Origin of the sequence: Roseibium marinum (assembly GCF_002906165.1) — a bacterium.
In the GTDB taxonomy this organism is placed as follows: Bacteria; Pseudomonadota; Alphaproteobacteria; order Rhizobiales; family Stappiaceae; genus Roseibium; species Roseibium marinum.
Genome location: NZ_PPCN01000004.1, coordinates 107,837 through 130,866, shown reverse-complemented (window position 1 = coordinate 130,866; position 23,030 = coordinate 107,837). Strand labels below are relative to the sequence as shown.

Below are 23,030 nucleotides of genomic sequence, written 5' to 3'. Positions count from 1 at the left end.
GCATCGAAGGAGATGGACCATGAATCATGAGGTCATGAACCTGTTCAATCAACAGGCTCCCGCACAGACCTTCGACAATATCCGGATTTCGCTCGCGAGCCCGGAGAAGATTTTGTCATGGTCTTTCGGCGAAATCAAAAAGCCGGAGACCATCAACTACCGTACGTTCAAGCCCGAGCGCGACGGCCTGTTCTGCGCCCGCATCTTCGGTCCGATCAAGGACTATGAATGCCTGTGCGGCAAATACAAGCGCATGAAATACAAGGGCGTCATCTGCGAGAAGTGTGGCGTCGAAGTCACCCTGTCGCGGGTTCGCCGCGAGCGCATGGGCCATATCGAACTGGCCGCTCCTGTCGCTCACATCTGGTTCCTGAAGTCGTTGCCGAGCCGCATCGGCCTTCTGCTCGACATGACGCTGAAGGATCTGGAGCGGGTTCTCTACTTCGAGAACTATGTGGTTCTCGAGCCGGGCCTGACGCCGCTCAAGCAGCACCAGCTTCTGTCGGAAGAGGACTTCGCCACCGCTCAGGAAGAGTATGGCGAGGATGCCTTCACGGCAATGATCGGCGCCGAGGCGATCCGCGAGATCCTGATGAGCATGGATCTGGAGCGCGAAAGCGAGAAGCTGCGCCAGGAAATCATCGAGGCGACCACCGAGCTGAAGCCGAAGAAACTGGCCAAGCGCCTGAAGGTCATCGAAGCCTTCATGGAATCGGGCAACCGTCCGGAATGGATGATCATGACCGTCGTTCCGGTCATTCCGCCGGATCTTCGTCCGCTGGTACCGCTCGACGGCGGCCGGTTCGCGACCTCGGATCTGAACGATCTGTACCGCCGCGTGATCAACCGCAACAACCGTCTGCGCCGGCTGATGGAACTGCGTGCTCCGGACATCATCATCCGGAACGAAAAGCGCATGCTGCAGGAATCCGTTGACGCCCTGTTCGACAACGGCCGCCGCGGCCGTGTCATCACGGGTGCCAACAAGCGTCCGCTGAAGTCGCTGTCCGACATGCTGAAAGGCAAGCAGGGCCGCTTCCGTCAGAACCTGCTCGGCAAGCGCGTCGATTATTCCGGCCGTTCGGTGATCACCGTGGGTCCGGAACTGAAGCTGCATCAGTGCGGATTGCCGAAGAAGATGGCGCTTGAGCTGTTCAAGCCGTTCATCTATTCGCGTCTCGACGCCAAAGGCTTCTCCTCGACGGTCAAGCAGGCCAAGAAGCTGGTGGAAAAGGAACGCCCTGAAGTCTGGGATATCCTGGACGAGGTGATCCGCGAACACCCGGTTCTGCTGAACCGCGCTCCGACGCTGCACCGTCTCGGCATTCAGGCGTTCGAACCGACGCTGATCGAAGGCAAGGCGATCCAGCTGCACCCGCTCGTCTGTTCGGCGTTCAACGCCGACTTCGACGGTGACCAGATGGCCGTTCACGTGCCGCTTTCGCTGGAAGCCCAGCTGGAAGCGCGGACGCTGATGATGTCCACCAACAACATTCTGCACCCGGCGAACGGTGGTCCGATTATCGTGCCGTCGCAGGATATCGTTCTCGGTCTCTACTACCTCTCCATCATGGCAGAGGGCGAGCCGGGTGAAGGCATGGCCTTCGGCGACATCGGCGAGATCCACCATGCGCTGGCCAACAAGGTCATCACGCTGCACACCAAGATCAGGGGCCGGTACAAGAACATCGATGCCGAAGGCAATCCGACCTCCGAGATCATCGAGACCACACCGGGCCGCATGCTGATCGCGGAACTTCTGCCCAAGCATCACGAAGTGCCTTTCGACGTCTGCAACAAGCTGATGACGAAGAAGGACATCTCCAAGATGATCGACACGGTTTACCGTGCCTGCGGTCAGAAAGAGACGGTCATCTTCTGTGACCGGATCATGCAGCTTGGCTTCAGGAATGCCTGTAAAGCCGGCATCTCCTTCGGCATGGACGACATGGTCATCCCGGACACCAAGACGCAGCTGGTTGCCGAAACGACCGCGCTCGCCACCGAATACGAGCAGCAGTACAACGACGGTCTGATCACCCAGGGTGAGAAGTACAACAAGGTTGTCGACGCCTGGGCGAAATGCACAGACAAGATCGCCGACGAGATGATGGCCCGCATCAAGGCGGTCCAGATCGATGAGGAGACCGGACGCCAGAAGCCGATGAACTCGGTCTACATGATGTCTCACTCCGGTGCCCGTGGTTCGCCCCAGCAGATGAAACAGCTGGCCGGAATGCGCGGCCTGATGGCCAAGCCGGACGGTTCCATCATCGAGAACCCGATCATCTCGAACTTCAAGGAAGGCCTGTCGGTTCTGGAGTACTTCAACTCCACCCACGGTGCCCGTAAGGGTCTGGCCGACACCGCGCTGAAGACCGCGAACTCCGGTTACCTGACCCGCCGTCTGGTGGATGTCGCGCAGGATTCGATCATCCTGGAACCGGATTGCGGTTCCCAGCGCGGCATCACCGTTGCGCCGATCGTCGATGCCGGTAACGTCATTGCCACTCTCGGCATGCGCGTTCTCGGCCGCACGACCGCCGAAGACGTCTTCAACAACCTGACCGGCGAACTGCTTGTTCCAAAGGGCAAGCTGATCGACGAGAAGGATGTTGACGCCGTCGAGGCCGCCAAGGTTCAGCAGATCAAGATCCGTTCGGTTCTGACCTGTGAAACCGAAACAGGCGTGTGCGGGACCTGCTACGGCCGTGACCTTGCCCGCGGTACCCCGGTCAACCTCGGTGAGGCTGTCGGCGTTATCGCCGCGCAGTCCATCGGCGAGCCCGGCACCCAGCTGACGATGCGGACGTTCCACATCGGCGGCACGGCGCAGGTCGTCGACAGCTCGTTCATCGAGTCTAATGTCGATGGCACCATCAAGATCCGCAACCGTTCGGTTCAGCGCGATTCCGACGGCAACCTGATCGCCATGGTCCGCAACATGTCCATCGTTGTCATCGACAGCGACGGCAATGAACGCGCCGTGCACCGTGTTGCCTACGGTTCCAGGCTGCATGTGGACGAGGGCGATGCGGTCAAGCGCGGCCAGCGAATCGCGGAATGGGATCCGTATACACGGCCGATGCTTGCGGAAGTTGACGGTATCGTGGACCTCGAGGACCTGGTTGACGGTTCATCCATTCAGGAAACCGCCGACGAGGCGACAGGCATCACCAAGCGTGTCGTCATCGACTGGCGGTCTTCGCCGCGCGGCGCGGACCTGAAGCCGGCCATCGTCATCAAGGACGAAAAAGGGACGATCTCGAAAAACCAGCGCGGTTCCGATGCCCGCCTGATGCTTTCCGTGGACGCGATCCTGTCCGTCCAGCCCGGCGCTACCGTCAAGGCTGGTGACGTTCTGGCCCGTATCCCGCTGGAAAGCGCCAAGACCAAGGACATCACCGGTGGTCTGCCGCGTGTTGCGGAGTTGTTCGAGGCCCGTCGTCCGAAGGATCACGCGATCATTGCCGAAATCGACGGCACGATCCGCTTCGGCCGCGACTACAAGAACAAGCGCCGCGTCATCATCGATCCTTCCGAGGAAGGCGCCGAGCCCGTCGAATACCTCATCCCGAAAGGCAAGCACTTCCATCTGCAGGAAGGCGATGCCATTGAAAAGGGTGAGTATATTCTCGACGGTAACCCGGCTCCGCACGACATTCTGGCCGTGAAAGGCGTGGAGGCGCTGGCCGCCTATCTCGTCAACGAGATCCAGGAAGTCTACCGGTTGCAGGGTGTGACGATCAACGACAAGCACATCGAGGTGATTGTCCGTCAGATGCTGCAGAAGGTCGAGATCACCGATCCGGGCGATACGGAGTTCTTCTCCGGCGAGCAGGTCGACAAGCTCGATTTCGAGGACGCCAACCGCCGCGCGGTCGACAAGGCCCGCGATCCGGCAAAAGGATCTCCGGTTCTTCTGGGGATCACCAAGGCGTCTCTGCAGACCCGGTCCTTCTTCTCCGCCGCCTCCTTCCAGGAGACGACCCGCGTTCTTACCGACGCGGCTGTCAACGGCAAGACCGACCCGCTCGTCGGTCTGAAGGAGAACGTCATCGTGGGCCGTCTGATCCCGGCCGGTACCGGTGGGGTGATGAAGCGGATCCGCAAGATTGCGGCGCATCGCGACGACCTGATCCAGGAAGCGCAGCGTCAGCAGTCTTCGGAAAGCGCGGCGGAAGGTCTTCTGGAAGACATGTCCGGCGCCGCCGAATAGCGGGCACCGAGACGACCGACCTGATAAAAAAGGCCGCCTCCGGGCGGCCTTTCTTGTATAAAGCGTGAAAAAGAGATCTGACACATGAACGACAATGACGTGGAAATGGAGCCGGTGGTCTACATCGTGATCGGCAGGGTCTGGGAGAAGGAGAACGCTTCTCCGGACGACGCCGTCACGATCCATGCGCTGCTGACCGCGGCGGATGAAGACGATGCCGTGCGCAAGACACTGGAATCTCTGTCCACCCAGGGCTTCGCCGAAGCCGATCTCGATCAGATCGGTGTCATGGACGGCGAACCGGACGATGCCGTCTATGAAGGAGCCTATCAGGACGCGCTCGCCGGCAATGTCGCGATCGTGACCTTCTCGGCCTGACCGCTTCGTGGCGGCGGTCCTGCCGGGGAGGGCGAGTCGAAGTGCCGCGCGTAATCCGCATGGCTGTCCTGCCGTTGCATGCGCCCGGAACGGGCAGGCGATTCCGGTCCCGGAGGCATCTCCCGCGCCCCGGCGAATCCGGCCACGAAAGAATATTTCAAAAGATCCGTCACAATGTTGCAATAATGCGAGCTAAGGGGCGGAAATCATGTCGAAAACAGGGCGACCGGGTTGCCTTCGCGGGAAATGCGGTTTTTTCGATAAATCACTTGACGCAATGGGTGCATATGAGTAGTTTCCGCGCATCCCAAGGGCAGGCGGTAAGAGTGAACCGTCCAGCGCGATCTTAAGCGCAGGACCCAATCCTTTTAAACGCTGCCGGGTTACATAGGCGAATACGCGTCGATTGCATGACCGCGAGGTAACTCGTGGTCCTCTGGTTTTTCGCAGCGCCGGCCGCTCTCAGGAGCGTGCGGGCGCGATTCTGCATGTCTTGAAGGGTTCTCCTTTCAGGGCGCCGGGTCAGCGATTGACTGCAGTTGCATACGAATTTTTGGATGGACAAGGTAAAGGGCAAAGAATGCCGACCATCAACCAGCTGATCCGCAAGCCGCGGAAAGATCCGCCTAAGCGGAACAAGGTGCCGGCCATGGAGGCCTGCCCCCAGAAGCGTGGTGTTTGCACCCGCGTCTACACGACGACTCCGAAGAAGCCGAACTCGGCTCTGCGTAAGGTGGCCAAGATCCGCCTGACCAACGGGTTCGAGGTCATCGGTTACATCCCGGGTGAAGGCCACAACCTTCAGGAACACTCGGTGGTGATGATCCGTGGCGGCCGCGTGAAGGATTTGCCGGGTGTGCGCTACCACATCATCCGTGGTGTGCTCGATACCCAGGGCGTCAAGGATCGTAAGCAGCGCCGTTCGAAATACGGCGCGAAGCGGCCGAAGTAAGGAGCACACCAGATGTCCCGTCGTCACCGCGCTGAAAAACGCGAAATCAACCCGGATCCGAAATTCGGGGATACCACCGTCACCAAGTTCATGAACTCGATCATGTATGACGGCAAGAAATCTGTCGCCGAGAGCATTGTTTACGGTGCCTTCGACGTCGTTGAAAACAAGACCCGCGAGAACCCGATTGAAGTGTTCCACGCGGCTATTGAGAACGTCATGCCGCAAGTGGAAGTGCGCTCCCGCCGTGTCGGTGGTGCGACCTACCAGGTGCCGGTTGAAGTTCGTACCGAGCGCCGTCAGGCATTGGCAATCCGCTGGTTGATCACAGCCGCGCGCAACCGTAACGAAACCACGATGGTTGATCGCCTGTCCGGCGAACTGCTCGATGCGGCAAACAACCGTGGTACCGCAGTCAAGAAGCGCGAAGACACGCACCGGATGGCCGACGCCAACCGCGCGTTCTCGCACTATCGCTGGTAATTTGTGACTTCGAAGGGCTGACGCTATGTCGCGCACGCATAAAATCGAGGACTACCGCAACTTCGGCATCATGGCTCACATTGATGCGGGCAAGACCACCACGACGGAGCGGATCCTCTACTACACTGGCAAGAGCCACAAGATCGGTGAAGTCCATGACGGCGCGGCCACCATGGACTGGATGGAACAGGAGCAGGAGCGTGGCATCACGATCACCTCTGCTGCGACCACCGCTTTCTGGAAAGAAAAGCGTCTGAACATCATCGACACCCCGGGTCACGTCGACTTCACTATTGAAGTTGAACGGTCCCTGCGCGTGCTCGACGGTGCGGTCGCTCTTCTGGATGCGAACGCCGGTGTCGAACCGCAGACCGAGACTGTCTGGCGCCAGGCTGACAAGTATCACGTCCCGCGGATGATTTTCGTCAACAAGATGGACAAGCTCGGCGCGGATTTCGACCGCTGCGTCAAGATGATCAAGGACCGCCTCGGCGCGATCCCGCTTGTGATGCAGATCCCGGTGGGTGCGGAAAACGATTTCCTGGGGTGCATCGACCTTCTGAAAATGAAGGCGCTCATCTGGCAGGCCGAAAATCTCGGCGCCGCCTGGGATGAAGTCGATATCCCGGCTGAACTTGCGGACCGCGCGCAGGAAATGCGCGATCTCCTGATCGAGACCGCCGTCGAAGCTGACGAAGAAGCGATGGAAGCCTATCTGGAAGGCGAGGAGCCGACCTACGAGAGGCTTCAGGCCATGATCCGCAAGGGCACCATCAACAACGAATTCGTTCCGGTCTTCTGCGGTTCCGCGTTCAAGAACAAGGGCGTTCAGCCGCTTCTCGATGCGGTTGTCGATTATCTGCCGAGCCCGATCGAAGTTCCGGCGATCAAGGGTATCGATCCTAAGACCGAAGCTGAAGTCGATCGCCGGCCTTCCGACGAAGAACCTCTTAGCCTGTTGGCCTTCAAGATCGCCAACGACCCGTTCGTCGGCTCCCTGACATTCTGCCGCATCTACTCCGGTGTTCTGAACAAGGGTGTTTCCCTGCTCAATACCGTCAAGGACAAGCGCGAGCGTGTCGGCCGGATGATGCAGATGCACTCGAACTCCCGGGAAGACATCGATGTTGCCTATGCAGGCGACATTGTTGCGATCGCGGGCCTGAAGGACACCACGACCGGCGACACCCTGTGTGATCCGCTGAAGCCGGTGATCCTTGAACGCATGGAATTCCCTGCGCCGGTCATCGAGATCGCCGTCGAGCCGAAGACCAAGAGCGACCAGGAAAAGATGGGCCTTGCCCTGAACCGTCTGGCTGCCGAGGATCCGTCCTTCCGCGTGAAAACTGATGAAGAGTCCGGTCAGACCATCATCGCCGGCATGGGCGAGCTGCACCTGGACATCATCGTCGATCGCATGAAGCGCGAGTTCAAGGTCGAAGCGAATATCGGTGCGCCCCAGGTGGCGTACCGCGAGACCATCACCAAAGTGGCTGAAGTGGATTACACCCACAAGAAACAGTCTGGTGGTTCCGGCCAGTTCGCCCGCATCAAGCTCACCATCGAGCCGGGTGAATCGAACGCAGGCTTTGTCTTCGAAAGCAAGGTCGTCGGCGGTAACGTTCCCAAGGAATACATTCCGGGCGTTGCCAAAGGTATCGAAAGCGTCATGTCCTCCGGTCCGATTGCCGGGTTCCCGATGCTCGATATCAAGGCGACCCTGACCGACGGCGCATATCACGACGTTGACTCGTCCGTTCTGGCCTTTGAAATCGCCGGCCGTGCCGGTTTCCGCGAAGGCATTCAAAAAGCCGGCCCGAAACTTCTCGAGCCGATCATGAAGGTCGAGGTTGTCACCCCTGAAGACTACATGGGTGATGTGATCGGTGACCTGAACTCCCGCCGCGGCCAGATTGCTGGTACCGAAAACCGCGGTGTTGTCACGGTTATCACCGCCATGGTCCCGCTGGCCAACATGTTTGGTTACGTGAACAACCTGCGTTCCATGTCTCAGGGCCGCGCGCAATATTCGATGGTGTTCGATCACTACGAACAGGTGCCGCAGGCAGTCGCCGAGGAGGTCCAGGCGAAATACGCCTGACCCCAACCTCTTGCAGTCATTAAGAAATAGAGAAACGGAGTAATCCGATGGCGAAAGAAAAATTTGAGCGTACGAAGCCGCACGTTAACATTGGCACGATTGGCCACGTTGACCATGGCAAGACGACGCTGACAGCTGCAATCACGATGACGCTGGCTGAAACCGGCGGTGCGACAGCAAAAGCTTATGACGAGATTGACGGCGCGCCTGAAGAAAAGGCCCGCGGCATCACCATCTCCACGGCGCATGTCGAGTATGAGACGGAAAACCGTCACTATGCTCACGTCGACTGCCCGGGCCACGCCGATTATGTGAAGAACATGATCACCGGCGCGGCGCAGATGGATGGCGGCATTCTCGTGGTTTCGGCCGCGGACGGCCCGATGCCGCAGACCCGCGAGCACATCCTGCTTGCCCGTCAGGTCGGCGTTCCGGCGCTTGTCGTGTTCATGAACAAGGTTGACCAGGTCGACGACGAAGAGCTTATCGAGCTTGTCGAAATGGAAATCCGCGAGCTTCTGTCCTCCTACGAGTACCCGGGCGACGACATTCCGATCGTCAAGGGTTCGGCTCTGGCGGCTGTGGAAAACCGCGACCCGGCCATCGGCCGTGACGCGATCCGCGAGCTGATGGCTCAGGTCGATGCGTATATCCCGACGCCCGAGCGTCCGAAGGACATGCCGTTCCTGATGCCGATCGAAGACGTGTTCTCGATCTCCGGCCGTGGCACGGTTGTCACCGGCCGTGTGGAACGCGGCATCGTCAAGGTTGGCGAGGAAGTCGAGATTGTCGGCATCAAGGACACCACCAAGACGACGGTTACCGGCGTTGAAATGTTCCGCAAGCTGCTGGACAGCGGCGAAGCAGGCGACAACATCGGTGCCCTGATCCGCGGTGTTGCCCGTGAGGACGTCGAGCGCGGCCAGGTACTTTGCAAGCCGGGTTCGGTGACCCCGCACACGAAGTTCAAGGCCGAGGCCTACATCCTGACGAAGGAAGAAGGGGGGCGTCATACGCCGTTCTTCACCAACTACCGTCCGCAGTTCTACTTCCGTACGACGGACGTTACCGGTGTCGTGTCCCTGCCGGAAGGCACGGAAATGGTCATGCCGGGCGACAACGTGTCCGTTGACGTCGAACTGATCGTGCCGATCGCCATGGAAGAAGGCCTGCGTTTCGCTATCCGCGAAGGCGGCCGTACCGTCGGCGCTGGCGTCGTCGCATCCATCGTCGAATAATCGACAGCCGGGCCTGCCGGTGATTTTGAATGAAGCGCGGGCAGGCCCGCAGTCTTATTGGGAACAATAACAATGAACGGTCAGAATATCCGGATCCGCCTGAAAGCGTTTGACCACCGTATTCTGGACGCCTCCACCAAGGAGATCGTCAATACGGCAAAGCGGACCGGTGCTCAGGTGCGGGGTCCCGTACCGCTGCCGACGCGGATTGAGAAGTACACGGTGCTTCGCGGTCCGCACATCGATAAGAAAAGCCGGGATCAGTTCGAGATGCGCACGCATAAGCGTCTTCTCGATATCGTTGATCCGACGCCCCAGACGGTGGACGCGCTGATGAAGCTCGACCTTGCCGCTGGTGTTGACGTCGAGATCAAGCTCTAAAGCGGGTCAAAGGGGACACATCCATGCGTTCTGGAGTGATCGCTCAGAAAGTGGGCATGACCCGCATTTACAATGATGCGGGCGAGCATGTTCCGGTCACTGTTCTGCGGCTGGAAAATTGCCAGGTGGTTGCCCACCGGACTGACGAAAAAAATGGATACACCGCGCTGCAGCTCGGCGCCGGTATCCGTAAAGTAAAGAATACGCCCAAGGCGTTGCGCGGCCATTTTGCCATTGCAAAGGTCGAACCGAAGCGAACCGTCGCCGAGTTCCGCGTTACCGCGGATAACCTCATCGACGTCGGTGCCGAATTGACTGCGGACCATTACGTCGAAGGCCAGTTCGTCGACGTGACGGGTACATCCATCGGTAAGGGTTTTGCCGGTGCGATGAAGCGTCATAACTTCGGCGGCGGCCGTGCATCGCACGGTAACTCGGTCTCGCACCGCGCACACGGTTCCACCGGTCAGTGTCAGGACCCGGGCCGCGTGTTCAAGGGCAAGAAAATGGCCGGTCACATGGGCGATGCCCGCGTGACCACGCAGAACCTGAAGGTTGTGCGCACCGATGTTGAGCGTGGCCTGATCATGGTCGAGGGTTCTGTTCCGGGCGCCAAGGGCGGCTGGATCCTGGTCCGCGACGCGATCAAGAAGGCGCTGCCGGAAAATGTTCCGGTTCCGGGTGCATTCAAGGCATCCGAAGCGACTGAAGCCGCCGGGAAGGAGAGTGAGTGATGGAACTCCAGGTCAAGACCCTCGCAGGTGGGGCGGCCGGTTCGATCACGGTGTCTGACGAGATCTTCGGTCTCGAGCCGCGCACCGATTTGATCCACCGTGTGGTGCGCTGGCAGCTGGCGAAACGCCAGGCCGGCACCCACAAGACGCTGGGCCGTTCCGAAGTTTCCGGCACGACGAAGAAATTCGTCCGCCAGAAGGGTTCGGGCGGCGCGCGTCACGGCAACAAGAAGGCCCCGCAGTTCCGCGGTGGCGGCAGAGCATTCGGCCCGGTCGTTCGCGACCATGGCCACGATCTGCCCAAGAAGGTTCGCGCCCTCGGCCTGAGACATGCGCTGTCGGCGAAAGCCAAGGCGGACGGTATCGTTATCGTGGAAGACGCCAAGGCGGCCGAAGCGAAGACCAAGGCCCTGAAGGCACAGCTTGAAAAGCTTGGCCTGACCAGTGCCCTGGTGATCGACGGCGCCGAAGTCGATAACAATTTCGTACTGGCATCGCGCAACATTCCGCATCTGGATGTGTTGCCGGTACAGGGCATCAACGTCTACGACATTCTGCGGGCTCACACCCTGGTGTTGACGAAGGCCGCGGTGTCCGCACTTGAGGAGCGTTTCAAATGAGCAAACTTCCTCACTATGACAAAATCGTCGGCCCGGTAATCACCGAGAAGGCGACAATGGCTTCCGAAGAGAACAAGGTTGTCTTCAAAGTTGCGAACGATGCAACGAAGCCGGAAATCAAGGCCGCAGTCGAAGCGCTGTTCGGTGTCAAGGTCACGGCGGTGAACACCCTCGTCCGCAAGGGCAAGGTCAAGCGCTTCCGCGGACGTCTGGGCCGTCAGTCTGACTTCAAGAAGGCCGTCGTAACGCTGCAGGAAGGTCACGCAATCGACGTGACCACCGGGCTCTAAGGCGGGGACTTAAGAAAAATGGCACTTAAGACATTCAACCCAACGTCCCCAGGCCGCCGTCAGCTGGTTCAGGTTGACCGCGCCGGTCTCTGGAAGGGCAAGCCGGTCAAGACTTTGACCGAAGGCCTGTCCAAGTCCGGCGGACGCAACAATACCGGTCGCCTGACGTCTCCGAACCGCGGTGGCGGTCACAAGCGGTCCTACCGTCTTGTCGACTTCAAGCGGCGCAAATGGGACGTGCCGGCAACGGTCGAGCGCCTGGAATACGATCCGAACCGGACCGCATTCATCGCTCTGATCCGTTACGAAGACGGTGAGCTTAGCTACATCCTGGCGCCGCAGCGCCTGGCTGCGGGCGATACCGTGGTGGCCGGCGAAAGCGTCGACGTGAAGCCGGGCAACGCCGCGCCGCTGTCGCGTATTCCGGTCGGCACGATCGTACACAATATCGAACTGAAGCCGGGCAAGGGCGCCCAGATCGCCCGCTCCGCGGGCGCTTTCGTTCAGATCGTGGGCCGTGACCAGGGTTACACCACGCTGCGCCTGATGTCGGGTGAGCAGCGCCGTGTTCTGGGAACCTGTATGGCAACCGTTGGCGCCGTGTCCAATCCGGACCACTCCAACGTGAACCTGGGTAAAGCAGGCCGATCCCGTTGGCTCGGCATTCGTCCGCACACTCGCGGTGTTGCCATGAACCCGGTCGACCACCCGCACGGCGGTGGTGAAGGCCGGACTTCCGGTGGACGTCATCCGGTTACCCCTTGGGGTAAACCGACCAAAGGCAAACGCACACGGCGCAACAAGCAGACCGATAAGTTTATCGTCCGCAGCCGCCACGCGCGTAAGAAGTAAAGGACAAGGATCGTGGCACGTTCGATCTGGAAAGGTCCGTTTGTCGACGGGTATCTGCTGAAAAAAGCGGACAAGGTTCGTGAATCCGGCCGGAACGAGGTCATCAAGACCTGGAGCCGCCGCTCAACGGTTTTGCCGCAGTTCGTAGGTTTGACCTTCGGCGTCTATAACGGTCAAAAGCACGTCCCGGTGCAGGTGTCTGAAGAGATGATTGGTCACAAGCTCGGTGAGTTTTCACCGTCCCGGACCTATTATGGACACGGCGCCGACAAGAAGGCGAAGAGGAAGTAACGATGGGCAAGCCGAAGCGTGAGCGGACGCTCGCTGACAATGAGGCCCGGGCGATGACCCGCATGCTGCGCGTTTCGCCGCGCAAGCTGAACCTCGTTGCGGCTTCGATCCGTGGTAAAAAAGTCGGCTCCGCCATCGCGGACCTGACATTCTCCCGTAAGCGCATCGCGCAGGACGTCAAGAAGACCCTGATGTCCGCCGTCGCCAACGCGGAAAACAACCATGACCTGGACATCGACAACCTGGTGGTTGCCGAAGCTCATGTTGGCAAGGCCTTTGTCATCAAGCGGTTCCAGGCCCGTGCACGCGGACGCGTCGGCCGGATCGAGAAGCCTTTCTCGAACCTGACCATCGTCGTTCGTGAAACTGAGGAGATTGCCTGATGGGACACAAGACAAACCCGATCGGCATGCGCCTCGGGATCAACCGCACCTGGGATTCCCGCTGGTATGCGAACAAGAACGAATACGGCGATCTTCTTCATGAAGACTTCCGCATCCGTGAGTTCCTGCTGAAGGAACTGAAGCAGGCAGCGGTCTCCAAGGTGGTTATCGAGCGCCCGCACAAGAAGTGCCGTGTTGCCATTCATTCCGGTCGTCCGGGTGTGGTCATCGGCAAGAAGGGCGCCGATATCGAGCGTCTTCGCAAGAAGATCGCTGAAATCACGAATTCGGAAGTGCATCTCAACATTGTTGAAGTGCGCAAGCCGGAAATCGACGCGACCCTGGTTGCCGCTTCGATCGCTCAGCAGCTGGAACGCCGTGTTGCCTTCCGCCGCGCCATGAAGCGGGCCGTTCAGTCCGCCATGCGTCTCGGCGCCCAGGGCATCCGGATCAACTGCGGCGGCCGTCTCGGTGGCGCGGAAATCGCGCGTATCGAATGGTACCGTGAAGGCCGCGTGCCGCTTCACACCTTGCGTGCCGACATCGACTACGGTGTCGCAAGCGCTCACACGGCTTATGGCGTGTGCGGTGTGAAGGTCTGGATCTTCAAAGGTGAAATTATGGAGCACGATCCGATGGCGTCCGAACGCCGCGCGACCGCTGCTTCCGAAGGACATCAGGGTGATCGCGGCGGACGCCGGGATCGGGGCCGCGAGCGCGCAGCTTAAGTCAAGCTGCCCGCCGCTCGTAAGAAAAGAAAGACGAGAGAAGAACGATGCTGCAACCGAAGCGCACAAAGTTCCGCAAGCAGCACAAAGGCCGCATTCACGGCTTGTCGAAGGGAGGCACCGACCTCAACTTCGGCGCATTCGGTCTGAAGGCTTTGGAGCCGGAACGTGTGACAGCACGTCAGATCGAAGCGGCCCGTCGTGCTATGACCCGTCACATGAAACGTGCGGGTCGTGTTTGGATCCGTATCTTCCCGGACGTCCCGGTTTCTTCGAAACCTGCCGAAGTCCGCATGGGTAAAGGTAAGGGTTCGCCGGATTTCTGGGCTTGTCGTGTCAAGCCTGGCCGGATCATGTTTGAAATCGACGGTGTGCCGGAAGACATTGCGCGTGAAGCCATGCGTCTTGCCGCCGCCAAACTGCCGATCAAGTGCCGTTTCGTTCAGCGTATCGGCGAGTAGGGCAGGCGAGGAGTTACAGCCATGAAGGCTTCCGATGTAAGGGCAAAGACCCTCGATGAGCTCCGCAGTGAGCTTGAGGGCCTGAAGAAAGAGCAGTTCAACCTGCGCTTCCAGAAGGCAACGGGTCAGCTTGAAAATACTGCGCGTGTCCGGCAAATCCGCCGCGATGTCGCGCGCATCCAGACGATCATGCGCGATAAGCGTGTGACGGCGAACGCGTAAGGAGACGGCCATGCCGAAGCGTATCCTGCAGGGCACCGTTGTCAGCGACGCCAATGACAAGACGGTCACGGTGAACGTGGAGCGCCGCTTCACACACCCGCTTTTGAAGAAGACTGTGCGCCGGACGAAGAAGTACCGGGCGCACGACGAAACCAACAATTACAAGGTCGGCGATTCTGTTCAGATCGAAGAGTGCGCGCCGATCTCGAAAAACAAACGTTGGACCGTGGTCACCCAGTAGTGATCGCGCTCCATTCAGTGAGCATCAAGCGCACGCGACCCGTGCGCCACTAGAAGAACAAGGCAGCCAGTCATGATTCAGATGCAAACAAACCTCGACGTCGCCGATAATTCCGGTGCCCGTCGTGTCATGTGCATCAAAGTGCTCGGCGGCTCCAAGCGCAAATACGCCAAGGTCGGAGACATTATCGTCGTTTCCGTGAAAGAGGCTATTCCGCGGGGGCGCGTCAAGAAGGGCGACGTGATGAAGGCTGTCGTCGTGCGCACGGCTAAGGATATCCGCCGTCCCGATGGCAGCGTGATCCGGTTCGACCGCAATGCGGCCGTGCTGGTCAACAACAACAAGGAGCCCGTCGGCACCCGTATCTTCGGACCGGTGCCGCGTGAACTCCGCGCAAAGAACCACATGAAGATTATTTCGCTCGCGCCGGAGGTGCTCTGATGGCTGCGAAAATTAAAAAAGGCGATACGGTGGTCGTGTTGACCGGTCGTGACAAGGGCAAGTCGGGTGAGGTCATTCAGATTCTGACGTCCGACAACAAGGCTCTGGTCCGCGGCATCAATATGGTCCGCCGTCACCAGAAGCAGACCCAGGCGCAGGAAGCCGGCATCGTGGCGAAGGAAGCTCCGATCCACATGTCGAACCTCGCATTGGCCGATCCGAAGGACGGCAAGGCGACCCGCGTCGGCTTCAAAGTTCAGGACGATGGCACCAAGGTTCGTGTGGCCAGGCGTTCGGGAGACCTGATCGATGGCTGAGACTACTTACGTGCCGCGTCTCAAGACGCATTACAATGAAGTCGTGCGCAAGCAGCTTCTTGAAAAGTTCGAATACAAGAACGTCATGCAGGTTCCGCAGCTGGAAAAGGTCGTCTTGAATATCGGTGTCGGTGAAGCCGTCGGCGATTCCAAGAAGGCCCGCATCGCAGCGGACGACCTGGCGGCGATTGCCGGTCAGAAGCCGGTCATCACCATGGCGAAGAAATCCATCGCGACCTTCAAGGTCCGCGAAGGCATGCCGCTCGGCGTCAAGGTCACCTTGCGCAGCCAGCAGATGTTCGAATTTCTTGATCGTCTCATCACCATCGCGCTACCGCGCGTGCGTGACTTTCGGGGTCTGAACCCGAAGAGCTTCGATGGCCGCGGCAACTATGCCATGGGTATCAAGGAACACATCGTGTTTCCGGAAGTCGAGTACGACAAGGTCGACCAGATCTGGGGCATGGACGTGATCGTTTGCACCACGGCGCCGACGGATGACGAAGCACGCGAGCTTCTGCGCGCGTTCAACTTCCCGTTCACGAAGTAACGGGCAAGGAAGGGATCGACGATGGCGAAGAAAAGCGCAATCGAGAAAAACAAGCGCCGCGAGAAGCTTGTAAAGAAATACGCAGAGAAGCGCGCTGCTCTGAAGGCACTGGCGAAAGATGAAAGCCTGTCCCTGGAAGAGCGCTACAACGCCCGTCTCAAGCTGGCTGAATTGCCGCGGAATTCCGCGCCGAACCGCGTTCGCAATCGTTGCGAAGTGTCCGGCCGTCCGCGCGGTTATTATCGCAAGCTGAAGATGTCGCGTATTGCGCTTCGTGAACTGGGTTCCCTGGGCAAGATCCCGGGCCTGGTCAAGTCGAGCTGGTAAGGAGAAACTCCGATGGCAATTTCTGATCCGTTGGGGGATATGCTGACCCGAATTCGCAACGCTCAAATGCGTCGCAAAAACAAGGTCAGTTCACCAAATTCCAAATTGCGCGCGCACGTACTTGATGTGCTCGCAAAAGAGGGTTACATCCGTGGCTACACCACGGTTGAATACGAGGGCGGTAAGTCCGAGTTGGAAATCGAACTGAAGTATTTCGATGGCGAGCCGGTTATCCGCACGATTGAGCGGGTTTCCAAGCCGGGTCGCCGCGTTTACTCATCGGTGAGAAATATCCCGCATGTCTCCAATGGCCTGGGCGTGTCGATCATATCGACTCCGCGCGGCGTCATGAGCGACCATCAGGCGCGGGATGAAAATGTAGGTGGTGAGGTACTCTGCCGCGTCTTCTGATGCGTCAGTCTCGCTTTTGAAACAACGACAAGGTTGGTCAAATGTCTCGTATTGGCAAAAAGCCAGTCCCCGTGCCAAGCGGGGTAACGGCATCGATCGACGGTCAGACTGTTACGATCAAGGGTCCGAAAGGCGAAAAGTCTTTCATGCTCAATGATCTCGTTCTGGCCGAAATGACGGATGACGGTATCAGGATTGATCCGCGCAACGACACCAAACCGGCTCGCTCCATGTGGGGCATGAGCCGGACCATGGTGGCGAACCTGATCACCGGCGTGACCGAGGGCTTCAAGAAAGACCTCGCCATGACCGGTGTCGGTTACCGCGCCCAGATCCAGGGCAAGAACCTTCAGCTGGCGCTGGGTTTCTCGCACGACGTCATTTATCAGATTCCGGAAGGGATCGATATCGCGTGCCCGAAACCGACGGAAATCAGCATCTCCGGAACCGACAAACAACGTGTCGGTCAGGTTGCTGCTGAAATTCGTGATTTCCGCCCGCCTGAGCCCTACAAGGGCAAAGGCGTTCGATATGCAGGCGAGTTCATCGTCCGCAAAGAAGGCAAGAAGAAGTAACGGACCAGGATCATGGCGAATAGCAAACAAGCTTTCGAGCGCCGTCGCGATCGCGTGCGTCGTTCGATCAGGAAAGCCGCAGGAGAGCGTCCGCGTCTTTCTATCTTCCGCTCGTCGAAGCAGATCTACGCCCAGATCATTGACGATGCGAAGGGGCATACGATTGCCTCTGCTTCAACGATCGAAAAAGATGTCAAGGGCAACCTGAAAACGGGCGCCGACGTTGCTGCAGCCGCAGCCGTTGGCAAACTTGTCGCCGAGCGCGCAGTCGCGGCCGGCGTCAAGCAGGTCGTGTTCGACCGAGGCGGGTACCAGTATCATGGGCGTGTGAAAGCGCTTGCTGATGCAGCTCGTGAGGGTGGACTTGAATTCTGACCAGCGCCCGCTGGCGCTTTTAAGAACGGAAGACGTATAATATGGCGAGACAGGAACATCGCGATCGCGACGAGCGAGACAGCGAATTCGTCGACAAGCTCGTTCACATCAACCGCGTAGCCAAAGTGGTCAAGGGTGGCCGTCGCTTCGGCTTCGCAGCTCTGGTTGTGGTTGGTGATCAGAAGGGCCGTGTCGGCTTCGGTCATGGCAAGGCGCGTGAAGTGCCGGAAGCCATCCGGAAGGCAACAGAAGCCGCAAAGCGCACGATGATCCGTGTGCCGCTGCGCGAAGGCAGGACGCTGCACCACGATGTGGAAGGCCGTCATGGCGCCGGCAAGGTGCTGCTGCGGGCCGCTCCGGCCGGTACTGGCATCATCGCGGGTGGCCCGATGCGTGCCGTCTTCGAAACGCTCGGCGTTCAGGACGTTGTGGCCAAGTCGCTGGGGACCTCCAACCCCTACAACATGGTTCGCGCGACTTTCGCCGCGCTGACCAAGGAAGACAGCCCGCGCTCCGTCGCTGCCCGCCGTGGCCTCAAGGTCTCTGTGTTGCAGTCCCGGCGCCGTGACAACAACGAAGAGGCGGCTCCGGCTGCCGCTGAGGCTTGACCTTAGCGGTACCGGTTCCCAGCTGAAAGAGGGTAGGTTCCATGGCGAACACCGAAAAGACTGTCACGGTCGAACAGATCGGCAGCCCGCTGCGCCGTCCGAAGGATCAGCGCGCGACGCTTGTCGGTCTCGGCCTGAACAAGATGCACCGCCGTAAAACACTGAAGGACACTCCGGAAGTGCGCGGCATGATCAATAAGGTCCAGCATCTCGTGCGTGTTGTCGAAGACAACGCGTAACAACGGGGTGAGGAGAGAAAAACATGAAGCTCAACGAACTTCGTGACAACGAAGGTGCCGCGAAAGACCGCACCCGCGTTGGCCGCGGTATCGGTTCCGGCAAGGGCAAGACCGGCGGCCGTGGCGTCAAGGGTCAGAAGTCCCGGTCCGGCGTCGCGATCAAAGGCTTTGAAGGCGGTCAGATGCCGCTTCACCGGCGTCTGCCGAAGCGCGGGTTCACGAACATTTTTGCCAAGGACTACACGACAGTGTCCGTCGGCCGTGTTCAGAAAGCCATCGATGCCGGCAAGCTCAATGCGTCCGAGACGGTCACCGTCAAAGCGCTGCAAGCCGCTGGCGTCGTCAAGCGGATCCGTGACGGTGTGCGTCTCGTTGCCAATGGTGAACTCACCGCGGCAGTGACCTTTGAAGTTGCCGGTGCCTCCAAGGGCGCCGTAGCAGCGATTGAAAAAGCGGGCGGCAAGGTTGCCGTTCTGGGAGCTCAGGCTTAACAGCCTGGGCTTTTCCCATTTTGTCAGCAAGTATCTGACCGGAGTAGGGCATGGCATCGGCCGCCGAGCAACTGGCGTCAAATCTCAATTTCTCAGCTTTCGCCAAGGCTGAAGAGCTCAAAAAGCGCATCTGGTTCACACTGGGGGCGCTTTTGGTTTATCGACTGGGCACCTATATTCCGATGCCCGGTATCAATCCTGAAGCTTTCGCGCAGGCCTTCAACCAGGCCCAGTCCGGCATCATCGGCATGTTCAACATGTTTTCCGGTGGTGCGGTTCAGCGCATGGCGATCTTCGCCCTCGGCATCATGCCGTATATTTCCGCTTCCATCATCATGCAGCTCATGACGACCGTCGTGCCGACACTGGAGCAGCTGAAGAAGGATGGCGAACAGGGCCGCAAGGTCATCAACCAGTATACCCGTTACGGAACGGTCATCCTGGCTGCGTTCCAGGCCTACGGCATCGCGGTCGGGCTGGAAGGGGCGGCGAATGTCGTCACCGATCCGGGCTGGTTCTTCCGCGCGTCCACCGTCATCACGCTGGTCGGCGGCACCATGTTCCTGATGTGGCTGGGTGAGCAGATCACCTCGCGCGGCATCGGCAACGGCATTTCGCTGATCATCTTCGCCGGCATCGTGGCAGGTCTTCCGTCCGCCATCGTGCAGACGCTGGAACTCGGGCGTCAGGGCTCGCTTGCGACCTGGATCATTCTTGCCGTCATCATTCTTGCAATCGTCGTGATCGCGTTCATCGTCTTCATGGAACGGGCACAGCGCCGCCTGCTGATCCAGTATCCAAAGCGGCAGATGGGCAATCAGATGATGCAGGGACAGACGTCGTTCCTGCCGCTGAAGCTCAACACCGCCGGTGTGATTCCGCCGATTTTCGCCTCTTCCCTGCTGCTGGTTCCGGCAACGGTCGCCGGTTTCGGCCAGGGGTCGGGCAATGAATGGCTGACCTACATCACCGCGGCGCTCGGTCACGGCCAGCCCCTCTACATGGTCTTTTACGCGGCCATGATCATCTTCTTCTGTTTCTTCTATACGGCCATCGTTTTCAATCCGAGCGATACCGCCGATAACCTGAAGAAGCATGGAGGCTTTATACCGGGGATCCGTCCGGGGGAGCGGACGGCTCAGTATATCGACCACGTGCTGACGCGCATTACCACTGTCGGCGCGATTTACATCACCATCGTTTGTCTATTACCCGAATTCCTCATTTCGGCGACGGGCGTTCCGTTCTATTTCGGAGGAACCTCATTGTTGATTGTCGTAAGCGTGACAATGGATACCGTATCCCAGATTCAGGGACACCTGCTTGCGCATCAATATGAAGGTCTGGTGAAAAAAGCGAAATTAAGTGGGAGGCGTCGATGAGGCTAATTCTGGTAGGACCGCCAGGAGCGGGGAAGGGGACGCAGGCCGCGCGCCTCGTCGAGAAACACGGCATACCGCAACTCTCCACCGGAGACATGTTGCGGGCCGCCGTGGCGGCCCGAACCCAGGTCGGCCTCAAGGCCAAGGAAGTGATGGATGCCGGCGGTCTCGTTTCTGACGAGATCGTCGTTGGCATTATCCACGACCGGATCGCGGAAGACGATGCCAGGAAGGGTTTCATTCTGGACGGGTTTCCGCGGACTCTCGCTCAGGCGGAAGCGCTCGACAAGATGCTTCTGGCCGACGATCAGAAGCTGGACGCCGTCCTTGAACTGCGCGTCGACCAGACCAAACTTGTCGATCGGATCATCAAACGCGCCGCAGACGCCAAGGCCGCCGGCCAGCCGGTGCGCAAGGATGATGACCCGGAAGTTTTCAAGCAGCGCCTTGAAGCTTACAATCGCGATACCGCAATCGTGGTGCCTTATTACGACAAGGCAAATCTGCTGTCTGTGATTGACGGCATGCAGTCTATCGATGAAGTCACGGCTTCCATAGAAACCGCGCTGCAAGGACTTGACGAAAAGGTTTAGAGCCGTTAAACGACGCGCTCTACCTTACAGTTTAGCCGGTTCCATGACAATGGGACCGGCATTCTCTGTGCCGGGGCTGCCCCGGCATTTTCGTACCCCGCAAGGGCCGGAACTCCACCGGACGCGGGTTTTTGCTCTCTGCGGCACGGCCTTTGCGGCTGGCCGCTCAACATGGAGACGAACGTGGCACGTATTGCAGGCGTTAACATCCCGACGAACAAGCGCGTTATCATCGCGCTTCAGTATATTCACGGCATCGGCGCGAAATTCGCTCAGGAAATCATCGAAAAGAACAATATCGATGCTGCCCGCCGCGTCAATGAGCTTTCCGATTCGGAAGTTCTCTCGATCCGCGAAACCATCGACCGCGATTATATGGTGGAAGGTGACCTTCGCCGTGACACCGCGATGAACATCAAGCGTCTTATGGACCTTGGCTGCTACCGCGGCCTGCGTCACCGTCGCGGCCTTCCGGTTCGCGGTCAGCGGACGCATACGAACGCTCGTACCCGCAAGGGTCCGGCGAAGCCGATCGCAGGCAAGAAGAAATAATTACCGCACAGCGATTGGCGGTGGAGCTGCCGGAATTACGGCAGTGAAGAGATCAAAACAAGGACAAGAAAATGGCTAAAGAAACGACGCGCGTGCGTCGCCGCGAACGCAAGAACATTTCTTCTGGCGTCGCGCATGTGAACTCCACATTCAACAACACGATGATCACGATCACCGATGCACAGGGCAATACGATCTCCTGGTCGTCCGCCGGTACTCTCGGTTTCAAGGGGTCGCGCAAATCCACGCCGTACGCAGCCCAGGTTGCCGCGGAAGATGCTGCGAAGAAAGCCGCCGAACACGGCATGCGCACGCTGGAAGTCGAGGTTCGCGGTCCAGGTTCCGGTCGTGAATCCGCTCTGCGCGCCCTGCAGGCCGCCGGTTTCCTCATCACGTCCATCCGCGACGTGACGCCGATACCGCACAATGGCTGCCGTCCGCGCAAGCGCCGCCGCGTCTAAGGCTTCCCGCTTTAGTTACTAGTTTCTCCAAATGGCAAGGAATGGCTCGGCCTTCAAAGCCGGGCGGGATAGCCGAAGGGACGAAAACGTGACCATTCAAAAAAACTGGCAAGAACTGATCAAGCCGACCAAACTCGAGATCAAGCCGGGCGACGATCCCCGCTTTCTGGCGACTGTCGTTGCCGAACCGCTTGAGCGTGGCTACGGTCTGACCCTGGGCAACGCGCTGCGCCGTATCCTGCTGTCCTCCCTGCAGGGTGCCGCCGTGACCGCGGTCCAGATTGACGGTGTTCTGCACGAATTCTCGTCGATCCCGGGCGTCCGGGAAGATGTCACCGACATCGTGCTCAACATCAAGGAAATCGCCATCCGCATGGAAGGCGAAGGTCCCAAGCGCATGGTCGTGCGCAAACAGGGTCCGGGTGCCGTCACCGCCGGTGACATCCAGACAGTCGGCGATGTCGAGGTTCTCAACCCGGAGCTGGTGCTCTGCACGCTGGATGAAGGCGCTGAAATCCGCATGGAATTCACCGTCAACACCGGCAAGGGCTATCACTCCTCCGATCGCAACCGTCCGGAAGATGCTCCGATCGGCCTCATTCCGGTCGACAGCCTGTATTCACCGGTCAAGAAGGTCTCCTACAAGGTGGAAAACACCCGTGAAGGCCAGGTTCTTGACTATGACAAGCTGACCCTGACTGTCGAAACCGATGGTTCGGTCAAGCCGGATGATGCCGTGGCCTTTGCGGCGCGTATTCTGCAGGATCAGCTCTCCATCTTCGTCAATTTCGAAGAGCCTCAGCGCGAAGTGGCCGAGGACTCCGTTCCGGAACTCGCGTTCAACCCGGCGCTTCTCAAGAAAGTCGACGAACTGGAACTGTCCGTCCGGTCCGCCAACTGCCTGAAGAACGACAATATCGTGTATATTGGCGATCTAATTCAGAAGACCGAAGCGGAAATGCTGCGGACACCGAATTTCGGCCGCAAGTCGCTCAACGAGATCAAGGAAGTTCTCGCCCAGATGGGTCTCCATCTCGGCATGGAAGTCGCCAACTGGCCGCCTGAGAACATCGACGATCTCGCCAAGCGCTACGAAGACCATCAGTATTAAGGGACGTACGCGTCCCTAGAGCA

Annotated in this window: 32 protein-coding genes; all 32 read left to right on the top strand. The window is 59.1% G+C overall.

What is annotated here, in order from left to right:
* Positions 1 to 19 precede the first annotated feature (19 nt).
* Positions 20 to 4,219: a DNA-directed RNA polymerase subunit beta' gene (gene rpoC / locus CLV41_RS11615; protein WP_103222498.1), complete on the top strand. Its 4,200-nt coding sequence runs from the start codon at positions 20 to 22 to the stop codon at positions 4,217 to 4,219.
* Between the two features lie 84 nt (positions 4,220 to 4,303).
* Complete coding sequence (locus tag CLV41_RS11610) at positions 4,304 to 4,597, top strand: regulator (protein ID WP_103222497.1); 294 nt, start codon at positions 4,304 to 4,306, stop codon at positions 4,595 to 4,597.
* Positions 4,598 to 5,177: 580 nt separating this feature from the next.
* On the top strand, positions 5,178 to 5,549 hold the full coding sequence (rpsL, locus tag CLV41_RS11605; protein WP_006936459.1) for a 30S ribosomal protein S12: 372 nt from the start codon (positions 5,178 to 5,180) through the stop codon (positions 5,547 to 5,549).
* Between the two features lie 12 nt (positions 5,550 to 5,561).
* On the top strand, positions 5,562 to 6,032 hold the full coding sequence (rpsG, locus tag CLV41_RS11600; RefSeq protein WP_103222496.1) for a 30S ribosomal protein S7: 471 nt from the start codon (positions 5,562 to 5,564) through the stop codon (positions 6,030 to 6,032).
* Positions 6,033 to 6,057: 25 nt separating this feature from the next.
* The gene (gene fusA / locus CLV41_RS11595; RefSeq protein WP_103222495.1) at positions 6,058 to 8,133 is read left to right on the top strand and encodes an elongation factor G; all 2,076 of its coding nucleotides are present in this window, start codon (positions 6,058 to 6,060) and stop codon (positions 8,131 to 8,133) included.
* Between the two features lie 47 nt (positions 8,134 to 8,180).
* Positions 8,181 to 9,371 carry an elongation factor Tu gene (tuf, locus tag CLV41_RS11590; RefSeq protein WP_103222494.1) on the top strand — a complete coding sequence of 397 codons (1,191 nt, stop codon included), beginning with the start codon at positions 8,181 to 8,183 and terminating at the stop codon, positions 9,369 to 9,371.
* 72 nt (positions 9,372 to 9,443) lie between these two features.
* Positions 9,444 to 9,752, top strand: coding sequence for a 30S ribosomal protein S10 (rpsJ, locus tag CLV41_RS11585; RefSeq protein WP_006936455.1), 309 nt, complete (start codon positions 9,444 to 9,446; stop codon positions 9,750 to 9,752).
* Between the two features lie 23 nt (positions 9,753 to 9,775).
* Positions 9,776 to 10,486, top strand: a complete 711-nt coding sequence (rplC, locus tag CLV41_RS11580) for a 50S ribosomal protein L3 (protein WP_068416186.1) — start codon at positions 9,776 to 9,778, stop codon at positions 10,484 to 10,486.
* Complete coding sequence (gene rplD / locus CLV41_RS11575) at positions 10,486 to 11,106, top strand: 50S ribosomal protein L4 (RefSeq protein WP_103222493.1); 621 nt, start codon at positions 10,486 to 10,488, stop codon at positions 11,104 to 11,106. The genes rplC and rplD overlap by 1 nt, the downstream gene beginning before the upstream one ends.
* Positions 11,103 to 11,396, top strand: a complete 294-nt coding sequence (locus CLV41_RS11570; RefSeq protein ID WP_068416180.1) for a 50S ribosomal protein L23 — start codon at positions 11,103 to 11,105, stop codon at positions 11,394 to 11,396. Before rplD ends, CLV41_RS11570 begins: the two co-directional genes overlap by 4 nt.
* Positions 11,397 to 11,414: 18 nt before the next feature.
* Positions 11,415 to 12,248: a 50S ribosomal protein L2 gene (gene rplB, locus CLV41_RS11565; protein WP_103222492.1), complete on the top strand. Its 834-nt coding sequence runs from the start codon at positions 11,415 to 11,417 to the stop codon at positions 12,246 to 12,248.
* Between the two features lie 12 nt (positions 12,249 to 12,260).
* The gene (gene rpsS / locus CLV41_RS11560) at positions 12,261 to 12,539 is read left to right on the top strand and encodes a 30S ribosomal protein S19 (protein WP_103222491.1); all 279 of its coding nucleotides are present in this window, start codon (positions 12,261 to 12,263) and stop codon (positions 12,537 to 12,539) included.
* A gap of 2 nt (positions 12,540 to 12,541) precedes the next feature.
* Complete coding sequence (gene rplV, locus CLV41_RS11555) at positions 12,542 to 12,922, top strand: 50S ribosomal protein L22 (protein WP_103222490.1); 381 nt, start codon at positions 12,542 to 12,544, stop codon at positions 12,920 to 12,922.
* Positions 12,922 to 13,650 (top strand): 30S ribosomal protein S3, encoded by a 729-nt coding sequence (gene rpsC, locus CLV41_RS11550; protein WP_103222489.1) that lies wholly within the window; start codon positions 12,922 to 12,924, stop codon positions 13,648 to 13,650. Before rplV ends, rpsC begins: the two co-directional genes overlap by 1 nt.
* Before the next feature lie 47 nt (positions 13,651 to 13,697).
* A complete protein-coding gene (gene rplP, locus CLV41_RS11545) occupies positions 13,698 to 14,111 on the top strand; it encodes a 50S ribosomal protein L16 (RefSeq protein ID WP_103222488.1) in 414 nt (137 codons plus the stop codon).
* A gap of 21 nt (positions 14,112 to 14,132) precedes the next feature.
* On the top strand, positions 14,133 to 14,333 hold the full coding sequence (rpmC, locus tag CLV41_RS11540; RefSeq protein WP_103222487.1) for a 50S ribosomal protein L29: 201 nt from the start codon (positions 14,133 to 14,135) through the stop codon (positions 14,331 to 14,333).
* Positions 14,334 to 14,343: 10 nt separating this feature from the next.
* Complete coding sequence (gene rpsQ, locus CLV41_RS11535) at positions 14,344 to 14,574, top strand: 30S ribosomal protein S17 (RefSeq protein WP_103222486.1); 231 nt, start codon at positions 14,344 to 14,346, stop codon at positions 14,572 to 14,574.
* A gap of 72 nt (positions 14,575 to 14,646) precedes the next feature.
* On the top strand, positions 14,647 to 15,015 hold the full coding sequence (rplN, locus tag CLV41_RS11530) for a 50S ribosomal protein L14 (protein WP_068416160.1): 369 nt from the start codon (positions 14,647 to 14,649) through the stop codon (positions 15,013 to 15,015).
* Complete coding sequence (gene rplX / locus CLV41_RS11525) at positions 15,015 to 15,332, top strand: 50S ribosomal protein L24 (protein WP_103222485.1); 318 nt, start codon at positions 15,015 to 15,017, stop codon at positions 15,330 to 15,332. Before rplN ends, rplX begins: the two co-directional genes overlap by 1 nt.
* Positions 15,325 to 15,882 (top strand): 50S ribosomal protein L5, encoded by a 558-nt coding sequence (rplE, locus tag CLV41_RS11520; RefSeq protein WP_068416154.1) that lies wholly within the window; start codon positions 15,325 to 15,327, stop codon positions 15,880 to 15,882. The genes rplX and rplE overlap by 8 nt, the downstream gene beginning before the upstream one ends.
* 21 nt (positions 15,883 to 15,903) lie before the next feature.
* A complete protein-coding gene (gene rpsN, locus CLV41_RS11515; RefSeq protein WP_103222484.1) occupies positions 15,904 to 16,209 on the top strand; it encodes a 30S ribosomal protein S14 in 306 nt (101 codons plus the stop codon).
* A gap of 12 nt (positions 16,210 to 16,221) precedes the next feature.
* Positions 16,222 to 16,620 carry a 30S ribosomal protein S8 gene (gene rpsH, locus CLV41_RS11510; protein ID WP_068416152.1) on the top strand — a complete coding sequence of 133 codons (399 nt, stop codon included), beginning with the start codon at positions 16,222 to 16,224 and terminating at the stop codon, positions 16,618 to 16,620.
* 41 nt (positions 16,621 to 16,661) lie between these two features.
* Positions 16,662 to 17,195, top strand: coding sequence for a 50S ribosomal protein L6 (gene rplF, locus CLV41_RS11505; protein WP_103222483.1), 534 nt, complete (start codon positions 16,662 to 16,664; stop codon positions 17,193 to 17,195).
* Between the two features lie 12 nt (positions 17,196 to 17,207).
* A complete protein-coding gene (gene rplR, locus CLV41_RS11500; RefSeq protein ID WP_103222482.1) occupies positions 17,208 to 17,570 on the top strand; it encodes a 50S ribosomal protein L18 in 363 nt (120 codons plus the stop codon).
* 41 nt (positions 17,571 to 17,611) lie between these two features.
* Entirely contained in the window at positions 17,612 to 18,178 is a 567-nt protein-coding gene (rpsE, locus tag CLV41_RS11495) for a 30S ribosomal protein S5 (protein WP_103222481.1), read from the top strand.
* A 41-nt stretch (positions 18,179 to 18,219) separates the two neighbouring features.
* The gene (gene rpmD / locus CLV41_RS11490; RefSeq protein ID WP_103222480.1) at positions 18,220 to 18,417 is read left to right on the top strand and encodes a 50S ribosomal protein L30; all 198 of its coding nucleotides are present in this window, start codon (positions 18,220 to 18,222) and stop codon (positions 18,415 to 18,417) included.
* Between the two features lie 23 nt (positions 18,418 to 18,440).
* Positions 18,441 to 18,908 (top strand): 50S ribosomal protein L15, encoded by a 468-nt coding sequence (rplO, locus tag CLV41_RS11485; RefSeq protein ID WP_103222479.1) that lies wholly within the window; start codon positions 18,441 to 18,443, stop codon positions 18,906 to 18,908.
* A gap of 50 nt (positions 18,909 to 18,958) precedes the next feature.
* The gene (secY, locus tag CLV41_RS11480) at positions 18,959 to 20,290 is read left to right on the top strand and encodes a preprotein translocase subunit SecY (RefSeq protein WP_103222478.1); all 1,332 of its coding nucleotides are present in this window, start codon (positions 18,959 to 18,961) and stop codon (positions 20,288 to 20,290) included.
* Entirely contained in the window at positions 20,287 to 20,883 is a 597-nt protein-coding gene (locus CLV41_RS11475; protein ID WP_103222477.1) for an adenylate kinase, read from the top strand. Before secY ends, CLV41_RS11475 begins: the two co-directional genes overlap by 4 nt.
* A gap of 183 nt (positions 20,884 to 21,066) precedes the next feature.
* On the top strand, positions 21,067 to 21,435 hold the full coding sequence (gene rpsM / locus CLV41_RS11470) for a 30S ribosomal protein S13 (RefSeq protein WP_103222476.1): 369 nt from the start codon (positions 21,067 to 21,069) through the stop codon (positions 21,433 to 21,435).
* 71 nt (positions 21,436 to 21,506) lie between these two features.
* Positions 21,507 to 21,896 (top strand): 30S ribosomal protein S11, encoded by a 390-nt coding sequence (rpsK, locus tag CLV41_RS11465; RefSeq protein ID WP_103222475.1) that lies wholly within the window; start codon positions 21,507 to 21,509, stop codon positions 21,894 to 21,896.
* Between the two features lie 31 nt (positions 21,897 to 21,927).
* The gene (locus tag CLV41_RS11460) at positions 21,928 to 23,007 is read left to right on the top strand and encodes a DNA-directed RNA polymerase subunit alpha (protein WP_208987459.1); all 1,080 of its coding nucleotides are present in this window, start codon (positions 21,928 to 21,930) and stop codon (positions 23,005 to 23,007) included.
* The last annotated feature ends 23 nt before the right edge of the window (positions 23,008 to 23,030 follow it).